Below are 22,665 nucleotides of genomic sequence, written 5' to 3'. Positions count from 1 at the left end.
GAAAGACAGCCCCATGGTATACCAAACGGGTTGTGTCCGAGCCCGAAGGAGACCCCCGTGAGCCCCACGCCCCGCACCGCGACCCTCTTCCACGGCGTACGGCCCTTCGGCGGGCCGGCCGGCGAGCTGATCGCCGTCGACGGGGTGCTCGTCGCGGAGGTCCCCGAAGGGGCGGTCGTCGAGCGGGTCGACGGCGGCGGGCGGCTCGCCCTGCCGACCCTGGTCGACGCGCACATCCACCCGGACAAGACCTCCTGGGGCGAGCCCTGGCACCGCCGCCGCCCCGCCGCCGGCATCGCCGAGTACGTCGCCGGGGACGTGGAACTCGCCCGCTCGCTGCCCACGCCGGTGGGCGAGCGGGCGCTGCGCCTGATGTCCCACGCGGCGGCGCGGGGCACCCGCGCCATGCGGGCCCACGCGGACGTGGCCCCCGCCTACGGCCTCGCCGGCATCGAGGGCATCGCCGACGCCGCCGCGAGGCTGGCCGGGATCGTCGACGTCGAGCTGGTCGCCTTCCCGCAGCACGGCGTGGTCCGCGAACCGGGCGCGGCGGAGTTGCTCGCCGAGGCGGCGGCGAGCGGTCTGGTCAGCCATCTGGGCGGCATCGACCCGACCGGATTCGACGCCTCCGGCGGCCGGGACGGCGACCAGCTGGGCCTGGTCTTCGGCCTCGCCGAGAAGCACGGCCTGGGGCTCGACATCCACCTCCACGACCGGGGCGAGCCGGGCCTCGCCGTGATCCGGGACATCGCCGCCCGCACCCGCGCGGCCGGGCTGCACGGCAGGGTGGCGGTGGCACACGCCTTCGCGGTGGCGGGCCTCGAAGGCCGGGAGCTCGACGAACTGGCCGACCTGCTCGCGGAGTCCGGCGTCGCGCTGACCACGGTCGCCCTGGGCGAGACGACGATCCTGCCGTTCCGGCGGCTCGCCGAGCGCGGGGTGACGGTCGGCCTCGGCTCGGACGGCGTCCGCGACAGCTGGAGCCCGTACGGCGACGCCGACATGCTGCACCGCGCCTGGCTGGCCGGCTGGGCCCTGGACGCCCGGCTCGACGAGGAGCTCGAAGCCTGCTTCGCGCTCGCCTCGCACGGCGGCGCCGCGCTCCTGGGCCTGCCGGCCGCCGATCTGCGCCCCGGCTCCCCGGCCGACTTCATGCTGGTCGAGGGCGAGTGCCTGCCGCAGGTCGTGGTGGACCTGCCGCGCCGCGACCTGGTGGTCCGCGCGGGCCGGGTGGTGGCCAGGGACGGCCGCCTGGTCGGCTAGGCCGTGCCTTTCGGATCAGGTCGGATCAGCTCGCGGTGCCAGGCGCCGCGAGCCCGGCATGATCCGGAAGACACGGCCTGACCGAGCTCGGCCAAGGCGGTGCGGACCGCCGCCAGGTCGGCGTCGGAGGCCAGGCCCGCGTGGTAGAGGCGGAGTTCGGTGGCGCCGTCGGCGAGGGCCCGGCGGGCGTCCTCGGCGAGCCGGCCGGGGGCGCCGCCCATGCCGGCGACGACGGAGAGGTTGGCGGCGACGGTGCCGCCGGGCGGCCGGTGGGCGGCGAAGGCGGCGAGCCGGCCGGGCCGGGCCACCACGCCGTCGGCGAGGCCGAGGACGTGCGCCGGGTCGGTGCCGGCGTCCGCGCCGCAGCGGTACGGGTCCGGGTCGGCGTGCAGCAGGATCCGGAAGCCGGGCGGGGCGGCGGCCCGTACGGCGGCGACGGCCGCCTCCTGGAAGGAGCGGGCGGTCGCGGTACGCCATGCGAGGACGGGCTCGGCGAGCTCGCCGAGCTCCCCGGCGGGCCCGGTGCCGGTCCAGACGGGCGCGAGGGCGGTGCGGACGGCGGCGGCCAGCGCGTCCGGGTCGGCGCCCCCGTCCGCGTACCCCCGCCGGCAGTGCGGGCAGAAGCAGAGCGACAGCAGCGACTGGGCGCGGTCGTCGAGCGGGACGCCGCCGGTCTTGTCGTGGGCGTGCAGATGGGCGTAGCCGTACCAGCCGCAGGACTCCAGCTCGGTGCCGGTCGCGCCGGGGCGGACGGCGGCCTCGGCGGCGAGGTCGACGAGCAGGGCCCGGACCTCGGGGTGGGCGATGCAGGGGGCCCACGGGTAGCGGTCGCCGTGGGCGTTGACGACGGAGGTGTCCGGATGGTCGGCGCCGAGCCGGGAGTTGTGGGCGAGGACGACCCAGCTGTGCACGTCGAGACCGGTGCCGTCGAGCGCCTCCGCGGCCCGCGCCCAGGCGTCGCCCGGAGCCCAGCCGCCCGCCGGGTACGGGGCGAGCCGGCGGCCGGCCCAGCGCGCCGGGTCCGGCGGGTAGAGCACGGCGGCGTGCTCGGCGGCGACGACCCGCCGGGCCGGGTGGCGGGGGCTGAGCGCCCGGGTGGAGTGGTACGCGGCGGCCAGCGTCACCTGGCGCACGCCGAGCCCGGCGAGGAGCGCGGGGGCGGCGGGGTCGCCGTCGACGTCCCAGGGATACAGGAAGGCTCCCGTACGGGGGCGGGCGGGGCTGGTCACGGGCGCTCCGAGGGTACGCGTCACACGGCGGCTCATACGTTCACATCCATGAACGCCCCGCGAACGCTAACCGCGCACAAGGCCCCGGTCAAGCCCTGAAACCCCCGCAGGACCGCATCTTGACGCCCCCTCACCCCCTCCCTAGCGTGTCCACGTCCATGAATGCGCGACCCTTCCGGCCGAGGAGTACCACCGATGCCCGCACCCCGCACCCTTCTGCTCACCGGTGCCGCCGGCGGCGTCGGCACCCTCATGCGGGGCCTGCTCCCGGAGTACGGCTACGAGCTCCGCCTCCTCGACGTCGCGCCCGTGCCCGACGCGCCGGACGCGACCGTCGCCGACCTCGCCGACCGGAAGGCGGTACGGGAGGCGGTGCGCGGGGTGGACGCGATCGTGCACCTCGCGGGCATCTCCGTGGAGGCCGACTTCGACGCGATCGTCGCGGCGAACGTCACCGGCCTCCACCGGCTCTACGAGGCGGCCCGCGAGGAGGGCGTCCGCCGCGTCGTCTTCGCCTCCAGCAACCACGCCGTCGGCTTCACCCGCCGACCGCGCGACGGCGAACCCCTGGTCCCGGTCACCACCCCGCACCGGCCCGACACCTACTACGGCCTCTCCAAGTGCTTCGGCGAGGACCTGGCGCAGCTGTACTGGGACCGGCACGGCATCGAGACGGTCTCGGTACGCATCGGCTCCTGCTTCCCCGAGCCGACGACGGTCCGCATGCTGTCCCTCTGGCTCAGCCCCGCGGACTGCGCGCGCCTGCTGCACGCGGCGCTCACGGCGGAGTCCGTCGGGCACACGGTGGTGTACGGCTCCTCGGCCAACACCCGCGGATGGTGGGACCTGGCGCCCGCCCGTGCCCTCGGCTACACCCCCGAAGACGACTCCGAACCCCACGCCCCCCGCCTCCTCTCGACCCACCTCCCCACCCCGGAAGACGACTACCTCGGCGGCACCTTCACCGCCCCCTGACCCCGCAGGCCCCGCGCCCGCCACCCCTGTGGGCATACGTCCCCGCAGGGCGGTGCCCACCCGCAGGCCCCGCGCCCGGCGTCCCTGTGGGCATACGTCCCGCAAGGGCGGGACGGGTGGGCACAGGGACGGCGCCCCCTGCCGCGCCTCGGCTTCCCGTGCCCGAACCCGCACCCGATGTACGGCTCCGTACGGGTGCGGGTTCAGGCCCGGAAGCGGAGGCACCCGCTAACGGTGCCGTTCCGTTGTGCCCACCCGTTCCGCCCCAGCGGAACGTATGCCCACAACGGAACGGCGGCGGCGACGGGTGGGCACCGCCCCAGCGGAACGATTGCCCACAACGGAACGGCGGCGCGGCGCGTGCGCCCACAACGGAACGGCGGCGGCGCTTCAGGGGCGGTACAGGTCGTGGCCCGTCCAGCTGCCGAGGGGGGTTGCGACGCGTACCCGGAGGCCCGCGTCGTCGGCGAGTTCGGCCATCTCCAGGACGGGGATGTGCCCCGGCTTGCCCTGCCGCGGCGTCAGGACCCAGATCGACCCGCCCTCCACCAACGGCCCCGCCTCGTCCGTCAGCTCGGACACCAGGTCCCCGTCCCCCTCCCGCCACCACCACAGCACCGCGTCCGCCACCTCCTCGGAGGTGTCGTCCAGCAGCTCCCGTCCCGTCACCCGCCGGACGTCGTCCCGGATCTCGTCGTCGGTGTCGTCGTCCGCGCCGATCTCCCGTACCGCCTGCCCCGCCCTGAGGCGCATCGTCTCCGCGTAACCCATCGACCCGCCCTTCTGCGACTCCCCGCGGGCCGACCGTACGAAGGGGTCGAAGAGGCTGTCCAGAGGCGGGAATCCGGCATCGCCGCGTTCCTCGGCGCCCCGGAGGGACAGCGTGCTCCCGAGGCGCGCCGCGGGCCCGGCCGGTGATACGGGGGAGCCGGCCGGGCCCGGTTCGACGGCGCGCGCTGGCAGCGCCGGACGCATCCACCGTAGGCGGCCACCAAGATCGCCGCGAGCCGCCTAACGCGGCCTCTGTCCGGAATGCGCGGTCGACGGGTGCGCGCGGGGGCACAGGGGCGCACCGGACCGCGTCAGGGGGCCGTCCGCAGCGTCCGGGAGGGGGACTCGCCGAAGCGCTCGCGGTAGCGCGCGGCGAAGCGGCCCTGGTGGGCGAAGCCCCAGCGCCAGGCGACCTCGCTGACGCTCACCTCGTCCGGTTCGGCCGCCCGCAGCTCCTCCCTGACCCGTTCGAGCCGGACCTCGCGGACGTACGCCATCGGCGACATCCCGACGTACTCCCGGAAGGACTCCTGGAGGCGGCGGACGCTCACGCGCGCGTGGAGGGCGAGTTCGGTGGTGGTGAAGGGGTGCTCGGGGCGCTCCAGGACCGCGTCCATGGCCCGCTTGACCGGGGCCGGGCGGCGCGGCCCGGCGGGGTGGGCGAGCTCGTCCCGCCAGGGGTGCTCGGCGGCCAGGAGCAGGCCGTTGAGCAGCGCCTCCTGGAGGGGGCGGGCGACGAGTTCGTGGTGGGCGAGGCCCTCCCCGGCGAGCGCCTCGGCGGCGACCCGGCGGGCGAAGCGCACCCAGCTCAGGCCCGGGCCGCGCGAGATGTCGAGGCCGGACCGGAAGGCGAGGCCGCCCTGCGGCGGGCGGCCGAGGAGGCTCTCCAGGCGGTCGCGCAGCTCGGCGGCGCCGACCTTGACGGAGAGGATCCGCCCGTCGCCGCTCCACCGGTCGAGGAAGGTGTCGCCGGCGGGGTCGAGGAGCAGCGCGTCGCGGGCGGAGGCGTACACGGCGGGGCCGTGGCCCTGGCGCATCTCCATGGTGCCGCTGAGCGGCGCGTTGACGTGGTACGCGCCGAGCTCGCCGAAGCTCATCCGGACGTCGGCGCCGCAGCTCAGGTCGCCGATGACGAGCGGCCCGAACTCGACGATGTCGAACCGGGCGGCGAAGGAGCGGTGCTCGTCGACGACGTCCATCCGGCTCGTGTAGTAGCGCGCGTCGAGTTCCTGACGCGCCTCGTCGACGTCCCCGGTCGTAAAAGAGTTCCCACCCACTGCACCCACGGTGCGAAAGATAATTCATATGACGGACCTGCCCCGGGGCGGGCAGGATGCCCGGCATGCCACGACCCCAGGGATTCACGTACGAGGAGCGCAAGGACGGTTCCGTCGTCCTCACCCACCACGGCCGCCCCGCGGGGGTGCTGCGCGGTGCCAGGGCGGCGAAGTTCCTGGCCGAGGCGGAGTCCGGCGACGTCCAGCTGCTGCTGGCCCGCTGGACGGGGGCGTACCGTTTCGGCAACGAGCGGCAGGCCAGGAACCATCCCCGTAACCAGGGTGGCCGAACCCGTCGCGGGTAAGGGAACGGCAAAGCGCCCCGGAGCGTTAGGCCTGGCATGACCGCAATGACCCCCGGCTCGAACCTCCCGCTCACCACCCCCCGCGTGGCGGTGGACGTCGCCGCCCCCGTGCGGCTCGACGTCTCGGGCCTGCTGCTCGGCGCCAACGGCAAGGTGCGCTCGGACGACGACTTCATCTTCTACAACCAGCCCGCGGGCCCCGGTGTCACCTACCGCTCCGGCGGCGGCACGGCGCCGGACGCGATCCTGGTGGACACCGGCGGCCTGCCCGCCGGCATCGAGAGGATCGTGGTCACGGCCAGTCCGGACGCCGCAGGACAGACCTTCCAGGGCATCGAGCCCACCGCGACCGTCCGCGACGCCGACAGCGGCGCGGTCATCGCCACCTTCACCCCGCCGCAGCTGGCCACCGAGACGGCCCTGGTGGTCGTCGAGATCTATCTGCGCAACGGCGCGTGGAAGGTCCGCGCCGTCGGCCAGGGGTACGCGAACGGCCTGGCCGGCATCGCCACCGACTTCGGCGTGAGCGTGGACGAGGAGCCCGCCGCCGCCCCGGTCCCGCCGGCTCCGGTGGCGCCGCCCGCGCAGACGGTGCCCTCCTTCACTCCCCCGCCGATGCCGCCGGCCCCGCCGGTGGACCCGCGGCTCGCCGCCGCGGCCCCGGCCGCCGCCGCGCCCGCGCCCGCCGCCACCGGCAAGATCAACCTCGACAAGGGCCGGGTCAGCCTCCAGAAGAACCAGACGGTGTCGCTGGTCAAGGGCGGCCGTCCGCTGCTCTCCCAGGTGAAGATGGGCCTCGGCTGGGAGCCCGCGTACCGGGGCAAGGACATCGACCTGGACGCCTCGGTCATCGCGTACGGCCCCCAGCGCAACCACCTGGACAGCTGCTACTTCGGCAAGCTGACCATCCTCGGCGGGGCGGTCCGGCACTCCGGGGACAACCTGACGGGCGAGGGCGCGGGCGACGACGAGGTCATCACCGTCGACCTCGGCCGGCTGCCCGCCGACGCCACCGGCCTGGTCTTCACGGTGAACTCCTTCTCCGGGCAGAAGTTCACCGAGGTCGCCAAGGCGTACTGCCGGCTGATGGACGCGGCGACCGGCGAGGAGCTGGTCCGCTTCGACCTGACCTCCGCCGAGCCGCAGACCGGCGTGATGATGGCCAAGCTCATCAAGCAGTTCACCGGCGAGTGGGAGATGACGGCGATGGGCGACTTCGTGAAGTCGCGGACGGTCCGGGGCATGGTGAAGCCGGCCGCCCAGGCGCTCTGAGCGGCCGCAGGGGCCTCAGAACAGCGCGCTGTAGGCGTTGAGGGCGGGCTGGCCGCCGAGGTGGGCGTAGAGCACGGTCGAGTCGCGGCCGATCTCGCCCCGGTCCACCAGGTCGATCAGGCCCGCCATCGACTTCCCCTCGTAGACGGGGTCGGTGACCATGCCCTCGGTGCGGGCGGCGAGCCGCATCGCGTCGAGGGTGGCCTCGTCCGGGACGCCGTAGACGCCGGCGTGGTAGCGCTCGTCGAGCTCCACGTCGGCGCCGGTCAGCTCGCGCTCGACGCCGATGAGGGCGGCGGTGTCCCGGGCGATGCGGGTGATCTGCTCGTGGGTCTCGGCGGGCTTCGCGGAGGCGTCGACGCCGATGATCCGGCGCGGCCGGCCGCCCTCCTCGGCGAGCGCGGCGAAGCCGGCGACCATGCCGGCCTGGGTGGAGCCGGTCACCGAGCAGACGACGACCGTGTCGAAGAAGACGCCGAGCTCCCGCTCCTGCTCGGCCACCTCGTAGGCCCAGTCGGCGAAGCCGAGGCCGCCGAGCGGATGGTCGGAGGCGCCGGCCGGGATCGCGTACGGCTTCCCGCCGCCCTCCTCGACCTCGCGCAGGGCCTGCTCCCAGCTCTCCTTGAAGCCGATCCCGAAGCCGGCCCGCACCAGCCGCACGTCGGCGCCGGCGAGCCGGCTGATCAGGATGTTGCCGACCTTGTCGTAGACGGCGTCGGGCCACTCGACCCAGCTCTCCTGCACCAGCACGCACCTGAGCCCGGCGCGGGCGGCGACGGCGGCGACCTGGCGGGTGTGGTTGGACTGCACGCCGCCGATGGAGACGAGGGTGTCGCAGCCTTGTGCGAGCGCGTCCGCGACCAGGTACTCCAGCTTGCGCGTCTTGTTCCCGCCGTACGCGACACCGGAGTTGCAGTCCTCGCGCTTGGCCCACAGCGCGGCCCCGCCGAGATGGTGCGCGAGCCGCTCCAGCGGATGCGTCGGCGAGGGCCCGAAGAGAAGCGGGTAACGGTCGAAGTCGCTGATCGGCACGGCTGGCTCTCCCTGGGACGACGGACGGAACGACGAGGGGTACGACTCCGAGGACGGAGGCACGGGGCGACGCGGGCCCTGCTCCGCGGGCGCGGGCGGGTCAGACCGGGGCGGGGATGCCGGTGACCTCGGCCACCTCGATGGCGTCGTCGGCCAGCTGTTCGAGCGCGGCCCAGATCTCGCTGGTGATGCGGACGGCCGCCTCCGCGTCGCCCGCGGCGCAGGCGTCGATGAGGCGGGCGTGGAGCTCGACGGAGCCGCAGCTGCCGGAGTCGCCGAAGAGCCGGCGCTCGACCCGGCGGATCAGCGGGGTGTAGCGGGCGATGGTGGCGGCGGCCGCGTGGTTGCCGCTGGCGCCGACGAGGACCTGGTGCAGCTCGTCGTCGGCGGCGAGGGCTGCCTCGACGTCGGAGGCCAGGACGGCGGCGGCGAAGCGCTCGTTGGCCTCGCGCATGGCGCGGATGGCCTCGGGGCCGAGGAGCGGCACGGCGGTGCGGGCGGCGAGTTCGTGCATCACCCGCACCACGGAGGCGGCGTCCCGGACGATCCGGCTGACCGGCCGGGTGACCCGGGTGTAGCTCTGCGGCTTGGTCTCCACCAGGCCCTCGACGGTGAGCCGGGCGAGGGCGTCGCGGACGGGGGCGCGGGAGAGCCCGAGGCGGTCGGCGAGGTCGCAGTCCTTGAGCAGCGCGCCGGGGGCGAGTTCGCCGCGCACGATCGCCTCGCGCAGCGATTCGTAGGCCCGGTCGCGCAGCAGGGTCCGGCCCACGGGCCGCAGAGCGTCGTCCATGGACTGACAGGTTAGATGTCAGTCCATGGAGGCGACAGGGGGTCGGGGAAGTCGGCGGGAACCCGTCGCGGACCCGACGGGGTGTCAGCGGCGGGGCTGGCGGCGCCAGGGACCGGTGATCGCGACCATGATGCCCGGGTTCTGGATGGAGGCGTACAGGGTGTCGCCGTCGGGCGAGAAGACGACGCCGGCGAACTCGCTGTCGTTGAGGTCGTTGCGCGCGATCGGGTAGGTGCGGCCCGAGCCGGTGGCGCCGACGAGGTGCTGGACGCCCTCGCCGTCCTCGGCGATGACGAGACCGCCGTACGGGGAGACGGTGATGTTGTCCGGGGAGTCGTAGGCGCCGTCCTGCTCGGGCGCGGGGTTCACGCCGAACAGCACCTTGAGGGTGAGGGTGCGGCGCTTGGGGTCGTAGAACCAGACCTGGCCGTCGTGGTCCTCGCCGGGGCTCTCCTCACGGGCGTACGAGGAGACGACGTACGTGCCGCCGTCGGCCCACCACATGCCCTCCAGCTTCCGGCCGCGGGTGACCTGGCCTTCGGTGAACTGCTTGCGGACGGGCGTGGTGCGGGCGTCGCGGTCGGGGACGTCGACCCAGTCGACGCCGTACACGGTGCCGATCCGGGTGGCGCGGGAGAGGTCGTCGACGAACCGCCCGGCGGAGTCGATGCACCGGGCGGCCTGGAGCACGCCGGCGTCGTCGGCGAGGGTGCGCAGCCTGCCGCGGCCGTGCTCGAAGCCCTGCGGCGGGACCCAGCGGAAGAGGAGGCCGTTGGGCTTGGAGGCGTCCTCGGTGAGGTAGGCGTGGCCGCGCCTGGGGTCGATGACGACGGCCTCGTGGTCGTAGCGGCCGAAGAACTTGAGGGGCTTGGGGTCGAGGTTGGCCCGGCGGTCGCGGGGGTCGACCTCGAAGACGTACCCGTGGTCCTTGGTCATGCCGTTCTTGCCGGCGAGGTCGGAGTTCTCCTCGCAGGTCAGCCAGGTGCCCCAGTCCGTGCGGCCGCCGGCGCAGTTGGTGGAGGTGCCGGCGATGCCGACCCACTCGGCGACGCTGCCGTCGCGGTGCACCTCGACGACGGTGCAGCCGCCGGCCGCCTTCGGGTCGTAGACGAGACCCTCGGCGAGCGGGACGGGGAACTCCACCTTGGCGCGGTCGCCCTTGATCTCGTGGTTGTTCACGAGGTACGTGGTGCCGCGCGGCCCGGCGAAGGCGGCGGTGCCGTCGTGCTTGGCCGGGGTGAACTCGCCGCTCTCCAGGCGGGTGACGCCGGTGCGGGTGATCACGCGGTAGGCGAAGCCCTCGGGCAGCGCGAGGATGCCCTCGGGGTCGGCGACGAGCGGGCCGTAGCCGAGGCGGTCGTGACCGTGACCGTGGCCGTCGTCGTGGCCGTGGTCGTGGTCGTGGCCGTGGTCGTGTCCGTGGGCGTCCTCGTCGCCCGCGAGGGCCTCGGGGGCGGTGGCGAGGACGCCGACGGCGCCGGTGAGCGCGAGGCCCGCGACGGCGGACCTCCGCGTGAACTCTCTGCGGTTGAGGGCCATGGTGTGCGGTCTCTCCCCTGCTGCTGGCCGGTTGTCGCGCACACCCTCGCGCGCCCACGGGAACGGCGGCTGAACGCCACGGGAACGTCCGCGGAGCGCCTCCCCCCGGACCGGGGGAGGACACCCGCCCACCCGGCACGGGCGGCCCCGGACGGGGGTCAGGCCGCGCCGGTGCGGGAGCGGGCCTTGAAGGCGGCCTTGCGGGCCTCCTTGGCGGACGTCCTGTCCGGGTGGAGCCGGCCGATCGCGTCGAGGACCTCGGCCGTGTACGGGTGCTCGACCCGCCAGGCGGTCTCCAGGAAGCCGGTGTGGCGGCTCGTCAGGCCCTCGACGAGCTCCCGGAGTTCCTCCAGGTCGCCGCCGGCGTCGAGCTGGGCGGCGATGGTGTCCACGGCGAGCCAGAAGATCATGGACTCCGGCGGGGCGGGGACGTCCGCCGCGCCCCGCTCGGCGAGCCAGACGCGGGCGAGGCCGCCGAGCTCGGGGTCGTCGAGGACCGCGCGGACCACCGGCTCGGCCTCGGCGCCGACGAGGGCGAGGGCCTGCTGGCAGTGGAGGCGGCGGAGCGGGGAGGCGGGGTCGGAGCCGCGGGCGGCGGCGAGGAGTTCGGCGGCGGCGGGCACCGGCTCACGCCCGTCGAGCCAGGCCTCGGTCTCGGCGCGGGCGGCGGCCTCCGGGTAGCCGGTGAGCCCGGTGAGGAGGGTCTCGGCGTCCTTCTCCGCGAGGTCGCCGACGGCGGGGGCGTCCACGCCGGCCTCGACCATGCGGGTGCGGACGCCGTAGAGGCCGAGCGGGGTGAGCCGGACCATGCCGTAGCGGGAGACGTCCTCGTCGTCGACGGGCGGGGCGGGCTCCTCGCCCTCCTCGGCCATCAGGGCCTCGTCGACGGGCTGGTACTCGACGAGGCCGATCGGCTCCAGGAGCCGGAACTGCTCGTCGAGCCGCATCATCGCGTCGGAGACCTGCTCCAGGACGTCGTCGGTGGGCTCGCCCATGTCGTCGGGGACGACCATGGAGGCGGCGAGCGCGGGCAGCGGCACGGGCCCCTCGCCGGGGCCGGCCTCGCTGACGGTCAGCAGGTAGAGGTTGCCGAGGACGCCCTCCAGGAATTCGGCCTCCGCCTCCGGGTCCCAGTCGAGGGTGTCGAGGTCGAGGCCGCCGTCCTCGTCGAGCAGCGGCTCCAGGTCGTCGAGGACGGGCGCGACGGCGTCGGCGAAGACGGCCTCGAAGGCGTCGAGCCAGAGCGCGAGCACGTCCTTCGGCGCGCCGCCGGTGACGACGGCGAGGTTCTCGCCGGGGGCCGCGGTGCCGGGGGTGTCGTCGTCGGCGCCGTCCTCGACGTCGACGAGGCCGGTGTCGACGGCGAGCCGCCAGGCGTCGCCCGCCCAGTACTCGGCGTCCTCGTCGTCGCCGAGGCCGAGGACTCCGACGGCGTCCGGCAGCTGCTCGTCGACGAGTTCGCCGCCGGCGCCGACCCGGGTGTCGGGTCCGGCCCAGCGGGCGAGGCGGACGGCGTGGGCGAGGAGGGGGGCGGCCAGGGCGTCCCGAGCCAGCTCCGCGTCCGAGGGCAGCCGAACGGGGGGAAGGGTGGGGTGCTCCGCAGCCATGTGGGGGACTCCTCGACGCGTGCGTGGACCGGTGTAGGGGATCGCAATGGGGACCGGCGGGAAACCGGTCCGGTACCGGTGGGACCGGCTTCCTCAGCGTAGACGCATCCGGGGGGCCTCCCGACGGTTCACGGGCCCGTCAGCCTTCGTACACCCGTCGACCCTTGACAAGTGGTGGGCTCTCGAAAGAGATTGACGCGCGTAGATCTCTCTGCCGTTCCTCCAAGCACCCTCGGAGCCTCCTGATGTCTTCCTCCATACCGAGAACCGCCGCCGTCTCCGCGGTCGTCGCGGCCGCCCTCGCGGCCGGACTGCTCGTCGGCTCGCAGACCGCCGCGGCCGAGGACGCCGCCGCGGTCCGCATCCACGACGTCCAGGGCACGACGCGGGTCTCGCCGCTGGTCGGTAAGCAGGTCACCGGGGTGACGGGCATCGTCATCGGTGTCCGCGGCTACGGCTCCTCGCGCGGCTTCTGGATGCAGGACCCGCAGGGCGACGAGAACCCGGCCACCAGCGAGGGCCTGTTCGTCTTCACGGGCTCCGCCCCGACGGTCGCGGTCGGCGACGCGGTCAGCGTCGACGGCACGGTCACCGAGTACGTCCCCGGCGGCCTGAAGTCCGGCAACCAGTCGCTGACCCAGCTCTCCCGCCCCAAGATCACGGTGGTCTCGCAGGGCAACGCGCTGCCCGCCCCGGTCACCATCGCCCCCTGGTCGGTGCCGGACGCCTACGCGCCCGCGGGCGACCCGGCGAACGGCGGCTCGATCAACGGCCTGGAGCTGGACCCCGAGACGTACGCCCTGGACTACTACGAGTCCCTGGAGGGCACCAACGTCCGCGTCGGCTCCTCGCGGGTGGTCGGCGCCACCGACCCGTACTCCGAGCTGTGGGTCACGGTGAAGCCCTGGGAGAACGACAACGAGCGCGGCGGCACGGTCTACGGCTCCTACGAGTCTCAGAACACCGGCCGGCTCCAGATCCAGTCGCTGATCCCGCTCGCCCAGCAGCCGTTCCCGAAGGCGAACGTCGGCGACTGGCTGGCCGGTTCGACCGAGGGCCCGCTCGACTTCAACCAGTACGGCGGCTACACGCTCACCGCCCGCACGATCGGCACCGTCCAGGACATGGGCCTGGAGCGCGAGGTCACCGAGCGGCAGCACAAGAACGAGCTGGCCGTGGCCACGTACAACGTGGAGAACCTCGACCCGAGCGACCCGCAGGAGAAGTTCGACGCGCTCGCGAAGGCGGTCGTCGAGAACCTCGCCGCCCCGGACATCCTCGCCCTGGAGGAGATCCAGGACGACAACGGCGTCAAGAACGACGGCACGGTCTCGGCCGGCCAGACGCTGAAGAAGTTCACGGACGCGATCGTGGCGGCCGGCGGCCCGGCGTACGAGTGGCGCGGGATCGACCCGGAGAACAACAAGGACGGCGGCCAGCCCGGCGGCAACATCCGTCAGGTCTTCCTCTTCAACCCCGAGCGGGTCTCCTTCGTGGACCGCGCGGGCGGCGACGCGACCACCCCGACCGGTGTCACCGGCTCGAAGGGCCGCGCCGCCCTCACCCTCTCCCCCGGCCGGATCGACCCGGCGAACACCGCCGCCTGGGAGTCCAGCCGCAAGCCGCTCGCGGGCGAGTTCACCTTCCGCGGCCGGACGGTCTTCGTCGTCGCCAACCACTTCGGCTCGAAGGGCGGCGACGAGTCGCTCGTCTCCCACCACCAGCCGCCGAACCGTTCCTCCGAGGAGCAGCGCCTCCTCCAGGCGCAGGCCGTCAACGCCTTCGTGAAGGAGATCATCGCGGTCGACAAGCAGGCGGACGTCCTCGTCGTCGGCGACATCAACGACTTCGAGTTCTCCGGCACGACCGAGGCGCTGACCGACGGCGACGCCCTCTACCCGGCCGTGACGTCGCTGCCCCGCTCCGAGCGCTACTCGTACGTCTACCAGGGCAACAGCCAGGTCCTCGACCAGATCCTGACCAGCCCCGGCGTGCACCACTTCGAGTACGACAGCGTGCACATCAACGCCGAGTTCGCGGACCAGAACAGCGACCACGACCCGCAGGTCCTGCGCTTCCGCCCGTAACCCGGATCCCGCGCTACGCGCCCGCGCTCAGGCTGAGCGCGGGCGCGTACGCGCGTACGCGACTCCCGACCAGGCCCGGGTGGTGGTGGACGGCCCGCCAGGCCTCGTTCGGCTCCCCGGCGCCCGCCTGCCACGCCACGTGGTCCTCCTCGCGCACCCACTCGGCGTGGTTGAAGACCCGGGTGCCGTCCACGGAGAGGTGGAAGTGGGCGCCGATGCCCCCCGTGGCCGGCCGGCGTCCCTCGTCGTCGGCGAGGGCGGCGGCCACCGCGTCCACCCAGGCCCGCTGCCGCTCCGGGTCGGGCCCCTCGAAGTCGGCCTCGACGGCGACGAGCGCCCCGGGCACGGCCCCGGCGGCCTCCCCGCTCAGCGCGACGGAACGGAACGGCGGCGCGTAGGGGCGCAGTTCGATCCGCCGGATGCCGGGCACGGCCGCGTCGATCTCGCCGTTGCGGTCGTCGCGGTGGGTGGCCACGAAGTCGAGGTACGCCTCCCAGGCCGTCCACTGCGAGTAGTGCAGCAGGGTGTCGCCGTCGCGGCCGGCGTAGATCGTGTACGAGAGCAGCCGGGGGTCCGGCCAGGGCCGGGACTCCCAGGCCTTGCGGACGGCCTCGACGGCGGCGCGCTGGCGCTCGGGGGTGCCGACGCTCCAGGTGCTGATGAGGACCTGGCCGACGCCGGGGCGGTACAGGTCGGGGCGGGCGTCGGGGTGCACGACGGCGTTCATGGGTGTCTCCTCCTGAGCGGTCCGGATGTTCGGTGCCGAGGTCGACCCTCCTTCCTCGACCTAGGTCGAGGTCAAGGGTGTCCGGCAGGCGGCATGGGAGACTTCCGGCCATGATCCTCCGCCCCGCCACCCGCGCCGAACTCCCCGCCGTCCTCGCCCTCCTCGCCGACGAGGAGCGGGTCGTCGACCCCGCGACGGTCAGGGTCACCGAGGCGTACGAACGGGCCTTCGCCGCCATCGAGGCCGACCCGCGCAACGAGATGCTCGTCCTGGTGGACGGCGGCCTCGTCGTGGGCTGCCTCCAGGCCACGTACATCCCGGGACTCGGCAAGGGCGGCGCCGAGCGGGCCCTGGTCGAGGCGGTCCGGATCCGGGCCGACCGGCGCGGCGGCGGGCTCGGCCGCCGGCTGATGGAGCTGGCGGCCGACCGGGCGCGCGGGCGCGGCTGCGCCCTCGTCCAGCTGACCAGCGACAAGAAGCGCGCCGACGCCCACCGCTTCTACGCCTCGCTCGGCTACGCCCCCAGCCACGAGGGCTTCAAGCTGCCCCTCGGAGCCGCCATTTCTCAGCCCGGATGAACATTCCGGCGAAGCAGATCTAAGTGGACCCTCACGCTCGTCGCCGCCCAGACTTCCCGCATGAGCACTCACCGGCCCTTCGGCCGCGCCCTGTGCGCGATGGTCACCCCGTTCACCGACTCCGGCGCCCTCGATCTCGACGCCGCCGCGAAGCTGGCCGCCCGGCTCCTCGGCGACGGCTGTGACGGTCTGGTCCTCAACGGCACCACCGGGGAGTCCCCGACCACCACGGACGCCGAGAAGGCGGCGCTGATCCGGGCCGTGCGGGAGGCGGTCGGCCCGGCGGCCCCGCTCGTCGCGGGGGTCGGCACGGCGGACACCCGGCACACCGTGGAGCTCGCGCGCCAGGCCGAGGCGGCCGGCGCCGACGGACTGCTCGTCGTCACCCCGTACTACAGCCGCCCGCCGCAGGACGCGGTCGCCGCCCACTTCCTGAAGGTCGCGGACGCCACCGGCCTGCCGATGCTTGTCTACGACATCCCCGGCCGCACCGGCACCCGCGTCGAGCCCGACACCCTGCGCCGGCTCGCCGGCCACCCGCGGATCACGGGCGTGAAGGACTGCTCGTACGACCTGCTGGCGGCGGCCCGGCTGATCGCCGAGACCGGGCTGGCGTACTACTCCGGCAGCGAGGAGCTGAACCTCCCGCTGTACGCGGTCGGCGGCGCCGGTTACATCGGGACGGTCGCCAACGTGGCGCCGCGCCCGTTCGCGGCCGTCCTCGACGCGTACGACTCCGGCGACACCGCCCTGGCGGCCCGGCTGCACGCCCGGACGCTGCCGCTCGTCGAGCGGATGATGGCCGGCGGCCTGCCGGGTACGGTCACCGTGAAGGCGCTGCTCGGCGGCCCGGTCCGGGAACCGCTGCGGCCCGCCGACCGGGAGACGGCCGACGGGCTGCGGGTGCTGCTCGAAGAACTGCTGCGGGACTGAGCCGGCTCAGGCGGAGTCGGTGGTGTTCGTCCGCCCGAGGATCGCGGCGTGCTCCAAAACGTCCTCCAGCGGATCGTCGATCTGCCCGGTGTGCAGGTTGAGGGCGGGGCCGTTGGTGACGGTCGGCCCGTTGTGCGTGTGCGTCTCGTCCGCCGCGGCCGTCCCGGCGGGCAGCAGGGCCGCCGCCATCGTGAGCATCCCCGCGACCATGGGCCTCGTCCCCAACCTCATGCCGACTCCTCGCCTCGACCGATTGCGGTGATCTCCGCACCCGGCTAACGCAGAGTCACCGGAATCAGTTGTGGCTGTGGAGGATCTCGTTCAGGCCGCTCCAGACCGCGTTGTTCGGGCGGGCCTCGACGGCGCCGGTGACCGAGTTGCGGCGGAAGAGGATGTTCGAGCGGCCGGAGAGGTCACGGGCCTTGACGATCTCGCCGTCGGGCATGGTGACCCGGGTGCCGGCGGTGACGTACAGACCGGCCTCGACGACGCACTCGTCGCCGAGCGCGATGCCGACGCCCGCCTCGGCGCCGATCAGGCAGCGCTCGCCGATGGAGATGACGACGTTGCCGCCGCCGGAGAGGGTGCCCATGGTGGAGGCGCCGCCGCCGATGTCGGAGCCGTCGCCGACGACGACGCCCGCGGAGATGCGGCCCTCGACCATGGAGGTGCCCAGGGTGCCGGCGTTGAAGTTGACGAAGCCCTCGTGCATGACGGTGGTGCCGGCGGCCAGGTGGGCGCCGAGGCGGACCCGGTCGGCGTCGGCGATGCGGACGCCGGCGGGCACGACGTAGTCGGTCATGCGGGGGAACTTGTCGATGCTCGTGACGGCGAGGTGGAGGCCCTCGGCGCGGGCGTTGAGCCGGACCTTCTCGACGTCCTCGACGGCGACCGGGCCCAGCGAGGTCCAGGCGACGTTGGCGAGCAGGCCGAAGACGCCGTCCAGGCTCTGGCCGTGCGGCTTCACCAGACGGTGGCTGAGCAGGTGGAGGCGGAGGTACGCGTCGTGGGCGTCGAGCGGCTTGTCGTCCAGGGAGGCGATGACGGTGCGGACGGCGACCACCTCGACGCCGCGGCGGGCGTCCACGCCGAGGGCCTTGGCGGCGCCCTCGCCGAGGGCGTTCACCGCCTCGTCCGGGGAGAGTCGCGTGGTGCCGGCCTCGCCGGGCTCTTCGGTGAGCTCGGGGGCGGGGAACCAGGTGTCGAGAACGGTGCCGTCACCGGCGAGGGTGGCGAGGCCGGCGGCGACGGCGCCGGTGGTGCGGGGAGCAGTGGTGGTCATGACGGAAAACCTAACGGTCGGGCCCCCGCCCGGGCCAACCGGTCTCAGGTGCCGGGCGGGCGCGCCGGAGCTTCCGACAAGCCCGCGGCCCGCGTCTTCGGGCCTTCGTTCAGGATCCGGGCGAGCATCTCCCGGGCGTGGGCCTCGTCGTACGGCGCGCCGGTGAGCAGGACCTGGAGGCCGATGCCGTCGAGGAGGGCGACCAGGGCGCGGGCGGTGGCCCGTCCGGTGCGGGGGGCGAGGGCGGCGGCGGCCTCCTCGGTCCATTCGGCGGCGACGGGCCGCAGCGCGGGGCGGCGCAGGGCGGCGAGGTAGAGCTCGTACTCCAGCTCGACCCGGCTCCGTTCGGCGCCGAGCCACTCCCCCAGGAGCCGGGCGAGTCCGCCGGCGAGGTCGTCCCCGGCGCGGCCGGCGCCGCTCCGCAGCCAGGCGGCGAAGCCGGCGTTGACCTCGCGGAGGGCGGCGACGAGGAGTTCGTCGAGGGAGGAGAAGTGGTAGGTGGTGGAGCCGAGCGGCACATCGGCCTCGGCGGCGACCGCGCGGTGGCTCAGCGCGGCGATGCCGTCCCGCCGCACCACCCGCAGGGCGGCGGCGACGAGCCGGTCCCGGCGCTCGGGGTCGTACCGCCGGGGGCGGGCCATCAGTGCGCCCCGCCGAGGTTGAGGACGGCGACCCCGGCGACGATGAGGACGATGCCGGCGACCTTGGCGAGGCTCAGGGTCTCCCCGAGGAAGAGGATCCCGATGCCGGCGACGGCCGCGGTGCCGGCCCCGGACCAGATCGCGTAGGCGGTGCCGACCTGGAGGGTCTTGAGGGCCTGGGCGAGCAGTGCGAAGGCGATGAGGTAGCCGGCCCCGGTGATCAGCGAGGGCCAGAGCCTGCTGAAGCCCTCGCTGTACTTCATGGAGGTGGTGGCGATGATCTCGGCCGCGATGGCCCCGGCGAGCAGTCCGTAACCCATGCGCGGAGGCTACCCGCCGTTGTGTACGGGCGTACACAACGGTGGCCGATACCGTATGGCGCATGACTTATGCCCCTGGGCCGTACGGGTACGGCTACGCGCCCGCCCCGCCGCCGCCGAAGCCCGGCGTGATACCCCTGGCGCCGCTCGACCTGAACCACGTCCTGTCGGGTGCGTTCGGCGCCTACCGCCGGCACTGGAAGACGCTGTTCGGCATGGCGCTGGCCTCCTACGCGCTGGCCGCCGTGGTGGTCGTCGGCCTGGGCATCGCCGCCTGGGCCACTCTCGGCGACCAGTGGGAGGCGAGCCCCGCCTCCCAGGATCCCAGCCTCTCGGACCTCGCACCCTTCCTCGTCGTCCTCGGCGCCCTCTGGCTGGTCGTCGCGCTGGGGATGCTGCTCGCCACCGGTCTGCTGCACGCGGCCGCCGCGGTCGTGGTGCAGGAGGCGGTACTCGGCCGCCGGGTCGGTTTCGGGACCGTATGGCGCCGGGCCTGGTCCCGGCTCGGCTCGGTGCTCGGCACGATCGTCCTGTCCGCCCTGGCTGCCCTCGTGCCGATGCTGCTCTTCCTGGTCGGCCTCGTCCTCATGCTGGGCGCGATGATCGCGGGCATCGCCGCGAGCGAGGGGAACCACGTCGACGACGGCACGGGGCTCGCGCTCACCGGCCTGCTCGTCCTGCTCCTGGCCCTGGGGACGATCCCGGCCGTCGTCTGGATCTGGGTGAAGTTCAGCCTGGCCCCCACGGCCGCGGTCATCGAGTCCGCCGGCCCGCTGACCGCGATGCGCCGCTCCGCGCAGCTGGTCCGCGGCGACTGGTGGCGGATCTTCGGCTACACGCTGGTGATGGTGCTGATCGTCGGCGGCATCTCGTTCGCGGTGCAGATGACCCTCCGCCTGGCGACGCACCTGACCGTCTTCGCCGAACCTCTCACCCGGCACGCCACCCCCGGCACGGTCTTCGCGGCCGCCACCACCGCGATAGCCGTCACCGGTCTGCTCCAGCTCCTGGCCCAGGTCCTCCTGGGCCCCCTCCAGCCGCTGGCCTCCGGTCTCCTCTACGTCGACCAGCGCATCCGCCGGGAGAACCTAGGCCCGGCCCTGGCCGCCCAGACGGCGGCGTAACGACATGAAGGTACGAGAAGAGGCCCCCGGCGGAAGGCATGCCGGGGGCCTCTTCTCGTACGTCACCGCTCAGACGTTGAAGCCGAGCGCGCGGAGCTGCTCGCGGCCGTCGTCGGTGATCTTGTCGGGGCCCCACGGGGGCATCCAGACCCAGTTGATCCGCAGCTCGCTGACGATGCCGTCGGTGGCGGAGCGGGCCTGGTCCTCGATGACGTCGGTCAGCGGACAGGCCGCCGAGGTCAGCGTCATGTCCAGCGTCGCGACGTTGGAGTCGTCGATGTGGATCCCGTAGATCAGGCCGAGGTTGACGACGTCGATGCCCAGCTCGGGGTCGACGACGTCGTACAGCGCCTCGCGGACTTCTTCTTCGGAGGCCGGCTTGATCGTGGCCTCGATGTTCTCAGTCATGCCGACTTCCTCTCCGCGTCGCCCAGGGCCTGGGCGGTCGCGTCCTTCCACGCCATCCAGCTGAGCAGCGCGCACTTCACCCGGGCCGGGTACTTGGAGACGCCCGCGAACGCGACGGCGTCCTCCAGGACCTCCTCCATGGCGTCGTCCGGCTCGACCTGGCCCTTGGACTGCATCAGCTCCAGGAAGGTCTCCTGGATCTTCCGCGCCTCGGTCAGCTCCTTGCCGACGAGCAGTTCGTTGAGGACGGAGGCCGAGGCCTGGCTGATGGAGCAGCCCTGGCCCTCGTACGACACGTCCGCGATGCGCTCGCCGTCGTACTTCACGCGGAGCGTGATCTCGTCGCCGCACGTCGGGTTGACGTGGTGCACCTCGGCGTCGCCGTCCCGCAAGCCCCGCCCGTGCGGGTGCTTGTAGTGGTCCAGGATGACGTCCTGGTACATCGAATCCAGCTTCACAAGTCGCCGCCTCTAGCCGAAGAAGTTCCGGACGTGCTCCAGTCCCTCGACCAGGGCGTCGACCTCGGCCGGGGTGGAGTACAGATAGAACGACGCCCGCGTGGTCGCAGGAATTCCGTACCGCAGGCAGACCGGCCGCGCGCAGTGGTGGCCGACCCGGACCGCGATGCCCTGCTCGTCGAGGACCTGACCCACGTCGTGCGGGTGGATGTCGCCGAGCGTGAAGGAGATCGCCGCGCCGCGGTCCTCGGCCGTGGTGGGGCCGATGATCCGCAGGTCCGGGACCTCCTGGAGGCGGCGGACGGCGTACTCGGTGATCGCGTGCTCGTGGCGCGCGATGTTCTCCATGCCGATCGCCGACAGGTAGTCCACGGCCGCGCCGAGGCCGACGGCCTGGGCGATCGGGGGCGTACCCGCCTCGAACTTGTGCGGGGCCGGCGCGTAGGTGGAGGAGTGCATCGAGACGGTCTCGATCATCTCGCCGCCGCCGAGGAAGGGCGGGAGGTCCTCCAGGAGCTCCTGCCGTCCCCACAGCACGCCGATGCCGGTCGGGCCGCACATCTTGTGGCCGGTGAAGGCCACGAAGTCGGCCTGGAGCGCCTGCACGTCCAGAACCTGGTGCGGGGCCGCCTGGGAGGCGTCGATGCAGACGAGCGCACCGACCTCCTGGGCACGCCGGACGATGGTCTCGACCGGGTTCTGGGTGCCGAGCAGGTTGGAGACCAGCGTGAAGGAGACGATCTTCGTCTTCTCCGTGATGACCTCTTCGATGTTCGACAGGTCGAGGCGGCCGTCGTCGGTGAGGCCGAACCACTTCAGCTTCGCGCCGGTGCGCTGCGAGAGCAGCTGCCACGGGACGATGTTGGAGTGGTGCTCCATCTCCGTGATGGCGATCTCGGTCTCGTGGTCCACGCGGTAGGGCTCGTCGGCCCAGCCCAGCATGTTGGCCACGAGGTTGAGCGACTCGGAGGCGTTCTTGGTGAAGATCACCTCGTTGCGGCTCGGCGCGTTGATGAAGGCGGCGACCTTGTCGCGGGCGCCCTCGTACAGCGCGGTGGCCTCCTCGGCGACCGTGTAGACGCCGCGGTGGACATTGGCGTTGTGCCGCTCGTAGTAGGCATTGAGCGCGTCGAGGACCTGGCGCGGCTTCTGCGAGGTGGCCGCGGAGTCCAGGTACACGATCTTCTTGCCGTCGTGGACCGTGCGATCCAGGAGCGGGAAGTCCTTGCGGATCGCCTCGGTGTCGAGGAGGCCGGTCAGCCCCTGATGGGCGGAAGTCACGCGGATGCGCCACCCTTCACGTACTTGTCGTAGCCCTCGTTCTCCAGCTGGTCGGCGAGCTCGGCGCCGCCGGACTCGACGATGCGGCCGTTCGCGAACACGTGCACGAAGTCGGGCTTGATGTAGCGCAGGATGCGCGTGTAGTGGGTGATGAGGAGGGTGCCGACCTCACCGGTCTCGCGGACGCGGTTGACGCCCTCGGAGACGATGCGCAGGGCGTCGACGTCGAGGCCGGAGTCGGTCTCGTCGAGGATCGCGATCTTCGGCTTGAGGAGCTCCAGCTGGAGGATCTCGTGGCGCTTCTTCTCACCGCCGGAGAAGCCCTCGTTGACGTTGCGCTCGGCGAAGGCCGGGTCCATGGACAGCTTGTCCATGGCCTCGCGGACCTCCTTGACCCAGGTGCGCAGCTTGGGGGCCTCGCCGCGGACGGCGGTGGCGGAGGTGCGCAGGAAGTTGGAGACCGACACGCCGGGGACCTCGACCGGGTACTGCATGGCGAGGAAGACGCCGGCGCGGGCGCGCTCGTCGACGGACATCTCCAGGACGTCCTCGCCGTCGAGGGTGACGGTGCCGCCGGTGACCTTGTACTTGGGGTGGCCCGCCAGGGAGTACGCCAGGGTCGACTTGCCGGAGCCGTTGGGGCCCATGACCGCGTGGGTCTCACCCTGCTTGATGGTCAGGTCGACGCCCTTGAGGATCTCGCGGGGGCCGTTCTCCGCCTCGACGGAGACGTGCAGGTCGTGGATTTCGAGCGTTGCCATGGGTG

Annotated in this window: 24 protein-coding genes; 8 read left to right on the top strand and 16 right to left on the bottom strand. The window is 73.4% G+C overall.

What is annotated here, in order from left to right; all coding sequences use genetic code 11:
• Positions 1-57: 57 nt before the first annotated feature.
• A complete protein-coding gene (locus HHL19_RS05480; RefSeq protein WP_346768254.1) occupies positions 58-1,263 on the top strand; it encodes an amidohydrolase in 1,206 nt (401 codons plus the stop codon).
• Here the strand turns inward: HHL19_RS05480 and HHL19_RS05475 are convergent.
• A complete protein-coding gene (locus HHL19_RS05475; protein WP_346768253.1) occupies positions 1,260-2,492 on the bottom strand; it encodes a hypothetical protein in 1,233 nt (410 codons plus the stop codon). The two genes, HHL19_RS05480 and HHL19_RS05475, sit on opposite strands and share 4 nt — an antisense overlap.
• A gap of 195 nt (positions 2,493-2,687) precedes the next feature.
• Here HHL19_RS05475 and HHL19_RS05470 point away from each other — a divergent pair, with 195 nt between their 5' ends.
• Positions 2,688-3,467 carry an NAD(P)-dependent oxidoreductase gene (locus tag HHL19_RS05470; protein WP_169085979.1) on the top strand — a complete coding sequence of 260 codons (780 nt, stop codon included), beginning with the start codon at positions 2,688-2,690 and terminating at the stop codon, positions 3,465-3,467.
• A gap of 390 nt (positions 3,468-3,857) precedes the next feature.
• Here the strand turns inward: HHL19_RS05470 and HHL19_RS05465 are convergent, their stop codons facing one another.
• Positions 3,858-4,238, bottom strand: a complete 381-nt coding sequence (locus HHL19_RS05465; protein ID WP_169085977.1) for a DUF3052 family protein — start codon at positions 4,236-4,238, stop codon at positions 3,858-3,860.
• A gap of 311 nt (positions 4,239-4,549) precedes the next feature.
• Entirely contained in the window at positions 4,550-5,524 is a 975-nt protein-coding gene (locus HHL19_RS38420) for an AraC family transcriptional regulator (protein WP_346768252.1), read from the bottom strand.
• Positions 5,525-5,580: 56 nt separating this feature from the next.
• On the opposite strand from HHL19_RS38420, the gene HHL19_RS05455 reads away from it, so the two are divergent.
• Both HHL19_RS05455 and HHL19_RS05450 read left to right on the top strand, forming a co-directional pair.
• A complete protein-coding gene (locus HHL19_RS05455) occupies positions 5,581-5,820 on the top strand; it encodes a hypothetical protein (protein ID WP_169085975.1) in 240 nt (79 codons plus the stop codon).
• A gap of 45 nt (positions 5,821-5,865) precedes the next feature.
• Complete coding sequence (locus HHL19_RS05450) at positions 5,866-7,092, top strand: TerD family protein (protein WP_169086343.1); 1,227 nt, start codon at positions 5,866-5,868, stop codon at positions 7,090-7,092.
• A 15-nt stretch (positions 7,093-7,107) separates the two neighbouring features.
• On the opposite strand, the gene HHL19_RS05445 is transcribed toward HHL19_RS05450, so the two are convergent.
• From HHL19_RS05445 to HHL19_RS05430, 4 genes are all read right to left on the bottom strand, one after another.
• Entirely contained in the window at positions 7,108-8,124 is a 1,017-nt protein-coding gene (locus HHL19_RS05445; RefSeq protein WP_169085973.1) for a 1-aminocyclopropane-1-carboxylate deaminase, read from the bottom strand.
• Positions 8,125-8,224: 100 nt separating this feature from the next.
• A complete protein-coding gene (locus HHL19_RS05440) occupies positions 8,225-8,914 on the bottom strand; it encodes a GntR family transcriptional regulator (protein WP_169085971.1) in 690 nt (229 codons plus the stop codon).
• Positions 8,915-8,998: 84 nt separating this feature from the next.
• Positions 8,999-10,453, bottom strand: coding sequence for an alkaline phosphatase PhoX (locus tag HHL19_RS05435; RefSeq protein ID WP_169085969.1), 1,455 nt, complete (start codon positions 10,451-10,453; stop codon positions 8,999-9,001).
• 158 nt (positions 10,454-10,611) lie between these two features.
• Positions 10,612-12,060, bottom strand: coding sequence for a hypothetical protein (locus tag HHL19_RS05430; RefSeq protein WP_169085968.1), 1,449 nt, complete (start codon positions 12,058-12,060; stop codon positions 10,612-10,614).
• Positions 12,061-12,305: 245 nt separating this feature from the next.
• On the opposite strand from HHL19_RS05430, the gene HHL19_RS05425 reads away from it, so the two are divergent.
• Positions 12,306-14,147, top strand: coding sequence for an endonuclease/exonuclease/phosphatase family protein (locus tag HHL19_RS05425; RefSeq protein WP_169085966.1), 1,842 nt, complete (start codon positions 12,306-12,308; stop codon positions 14,145-14,147).
• 13 nt (positions 14,148-14,160) lie between these two features.
• Here HHL19_RS05425 and HHL19_RS05420 read toward each other — a convergent pair whose 3' ends face one another.
• Positions 14,161-14,874: an antibiotic biosynthesis monooxygenase gene (locus tag HHL19_RS05420; RefSeq protein ID WP_169085964.1), complete on the bottom strand. Its 714-nt coding sequence runs from the start codon at positions 14,872-14,874 to the stop codon at positions 14,161-14,163.
• 110 nt (positions 14,875-14,984) lie between these two features.
• Between HHL19_RS05420 and HHL19_RS05415 the strand changes: the two genes are divergently transcribed.
• Both HHL19_RS05415 and dapA read left to right on the top strand, forming a co-directional pair.
• Complete coding sequence (locus HHL19_RS05415; RefSeq protein ID WP_169085962.1) at positions 14,985-15,452, top strand: GNAT family N-acetyltransferase; 468 nt, start codon at positions 14,985-14,987, stop codon at positions 15,450-15,452.
• A gap of 60 nt (positions 15,453-15,512) precedes the next feature.
• Entirely contained in the window at positions 15,513-16,385 is an 873-nt protein-coding gene (dapA, locus tag HHL19_RS05410) for a 4-hydroxy-tetrahydrodipicolinate synthase (protein WP_169085960.1), read from the top strand.
• Between the two features lie 6 nt (positions 16,386-16,391).
• On the opposite strand, the gene HHL19_RS05405 is transcribed toward dapA, so the two are convergent.
• The 4 genes from HHL19_RS05405 to HHL19_RS05390 form a co-directional block, all read right to left on the bottom strand.
• On the bottom strand, positions 16,392-16,616 hold the full coding sequence (locus tag HHL19_RS05405) for a hypothetical protein (protein WP_206324516.1): 225 nt from the start codon (positions 16,614-16,616) through the stop codon (positions 16,392-16,394).
• A gap of 64 nt (positions 16,617-16,680) precedes the next feature.
• Positions 16,681-17,667, bottom strand: a complete 987-nt coding sequence (gene dapD, locus HHL19_RS05400) for a 2,3,4,5-tetrahydropyridine-2,6-dicarboxylate N-succinyltransferase (protein WP_169085958.1) — start codon at positions 17,665-17,667, stop codon at positions 16,681-16,683.
• Positions 17,668-17,711: 44 nt separating this feature from the next.
• The gene (locus HHL19_RS05395) at positions 17,712-18,308 is read right to left on the bottom strand and encodes a TetR family transcriptional regulator (RefSeq protein WP_169085956.1); all 597 of its coding nucleotides are present in this window, start codon (positions 18,306-18,308) and stop codon (positions 17,712-17,714) included.
• Entirely contained in the window at positions 18,308-18,628 is a 321-nt protein-coding gene (locus tag HHL19_RS05390; protein WP_169085954.1) for a multidrug efflux SMR transporter, read from the bottom strand. Before HHL19_RS05390 ends, HHL19_RS05395 begins: the two co-directional genes overlap by 1 nt.
• A gap of 62 nt (positions 18,629-18,690) precedes the next feature.
• Between HHL19_RS05390 and HHL19_RS05385 the strand changes: the two genes are divergently transcribed.
• The gene (locus HHL19_RS05385) at positions 18,691-19,752 is read left to right on the top strand and encodes an oxidoreductase (protein ID WP_169085952.1); all 1,062 of its coding nucleotides are present in this window, start codon (positions 18,691-18,693) and stop codon (positions 19,750-19,752) included.
• Between the two features lie 69 nt (positions 19,753-19,821).
• Here the strand turns inward: HHL19_RS05385 and HHL19_RS05380 are convergent, their stop codons facing one another.
• Genes HHL19_RS05380 through sufC form a run of 4 tightly spaced genes read right to left on the bottom strand, consistent with a single transcriptional unit; the run spans position 19,822 to position 22,660 of the window.
• The gene (locus tag HHL19_RS05380) at positions 19,822-20,160 is read right to left on the bottom strand and encodes a metal-sulfur cluster assembly factor (protein WP_030746153.1); all 339 of its coding nucleotides are present in this window, start codon (positions 20,158-20,160) and stop codon (positions 19,822-19,824) included.
• The gene (gene sufU / locus HHL19_RS05375; protein ID WP_169085950.1) at positions 20,157-20,618 is read right to left on the bottom strand and encodes a Fe-S cluster assembly sulfur transfer protein SufU; all 462 of its coding nucleotides are present in this window, start codon (positions 20,616-20,618) and stop codon (positions 20,157-20,159) included. The genes HHL19_RS05380 and sufU overlap by 4 nt, the downstream gene beginning before the upstream one ends.
• A 12-nt stretch (positions 20,619-20,630) precedes the next feature.
• Positions 20,631-21,899 carry a cysteine desulfurase gene (locus tag HHL19_RS05370; protein WP_169085948.1) on the bottom strand — a complete coding sequence of 423 codons (1,269 nt, stop codon included), beginning with the start codon at positions 21,897-21,899 and terminating at the stop codon, positions 20,631-20,633.
• Positions 21,896-22,660, bottom strand: a complete 765-nt coding sequence (gene sufC / locus HHL19_RS05365; protein WP_169085946.1) for a Fe-S cluster assembly ATPase SufC — start codon at positions 22,658-22,660, stop codon at positions 21,896-21,898. The genes HHL19_RS05370 and sufC overlap by 4 nt, the downstream gene beginning before the upstream one ends.
• Between the last annotated feature and the right edge of the window lie 5 nt (positions 22,661-22,665).

It is taken from the genome of Streptomyces sp. R302 (assembly GCF_012927245.1).
Taxonomy (GTDB): domain Bacteria; phylum Actinomycetota; class Actinomycetes; order Streptomycetales; family Streptomycetaceae; genus Streptomyces.
The sequence above is the reverse complement of the archived record's forward strand: the minus strand, read 5'-3'. Positions and strand labels throughout refer to the sequence as shown.

Bases quoted from the DNA above. Each gene is read 5' to 3' on its own strand.
- HHL19_RS05470 (WP_169085979.1), top strand. From the start codon at position 2,688: ATGCCCGCACCCCGCACCCTTCTGCTCACCGGTGCCGCCGGCGGCGTC.
- HHL19_RS05465 (WP_169085977.1), bottom strand. From the start codon at position 4,238: ATGGGTTACGCGGAGACGATGCGCCTCAGGGCGGGGCAGGCGGTACGG.
- HHL19_RS05455 (WP_169085975.1), top strand. From the start codon at position 5,581: ATGCCACGACCCCAGGGATTCACGTACGAGGAGCGCAAGGACGGTTCC.
- HHL19_RS05450 (WP_169086343.1), top strand. From the start codon at position 5,866: ATGACCCCCGGCTCGAACCTCCCGCTCACCACCCCCCGCGTGGCGGTG.
- HHL19_RS05440 (WP_169085971.1), bottom strand. From the start codon at position 8,914: ATGGACGACGCTCTGCGGCCCGTGGGCCGGACCCTGCTGCGCGACCGG.
- HHL19_RS05435 (WP_169085969.1), bottom strand. From the start codon at position 10,453: ATGGCCCTCAACCGCAGAGAGTTCACGCGGAGGTCCGCCGTCGCGGGC.
- HHL19_RS05430 (WP_169085968.1), bottom strand. From the start codon at position 12,060: ATGGCTGCGGAGCACCCCACCCTTCCCCCCGTTCGGCTGCCCTCGGAC.
- HHL19_RS05425 (WP_169085966.1), top strand. From the start codon at position 12,306: ATGTCTTCCTCCATACCGAGAACCGCCGCCGTCTCCGCGGTCGTCGCG.
- HHL19_RS05420 (WP_169085964.1), bottom strand. From the start codon at position 14,874: ATGAACGCCGTCGTGCACCCCGACGCCCGCCCCGACCTGTACCGCCCC.
- HHL19_RS05415 (WP_169085962.1), top strand. From the start codon at position 14,985: ATGATCCTCCGCCCCGCCACCCGCGCCGAACTCCCCGCCGTCCTCGCC.
- dapA (WP_169085960.1), top strand. From the start codon at position 15,513: ATGAGCACTCACCGGCCCTTCGGCCGCGCCCTGTGCGCGATGGTCACC.
- HHL19_RS05405 (WP_206324516.1), bottom strand. From the start codon at position 16,616: ATGAGGTTGGGGACGAGGCCCATGGTCGCGGGGATGCTCACGATGGCG.
- dapD (WP_169085958.1), bottom strand. From the start codon at position 17,667: ATGACCACCACTGCTCCCCGCACCACCGGCGCCGTCGCCGCCGGCCTC.
- HHL19_RS05395 (WP_169085956.1), bottom strand. From the start codon at position 18,308: ATGGCCCGCCCCCGGCGGTACGACCCCGAGCGCCGGGACCGGCTCGTC.
- HHL19_RS05390 (WP_169085954.1), bottom strand. From the start codon at position 18,628: ATGGGTTACGGACTGCTCGCCGGGGCCATCGCGGCCGAGATCATCGCC.
- HHL19_RS05385 (WP_169085952.1), top strand. From the start codon at position 18,691: ATGACTTATGCCCCTGGGCCGTACGGGTACGGCTACGCGCCCGCCCCG.
- HHL19_RS05380 (WP_030746153.1), bottom strand. From the start codon at position 20,160: ATGACTGAGAACATCGAGGCCACGATCAAGCCGGCCTCCGAAGAAGAA.
- sufC (WP_169085946.1), bottom strand. From the start codon at position 22,660: ATGGCAACGCTCGAAATCCACGACCTGCACGTCTCCGTCGAGGCGGAG.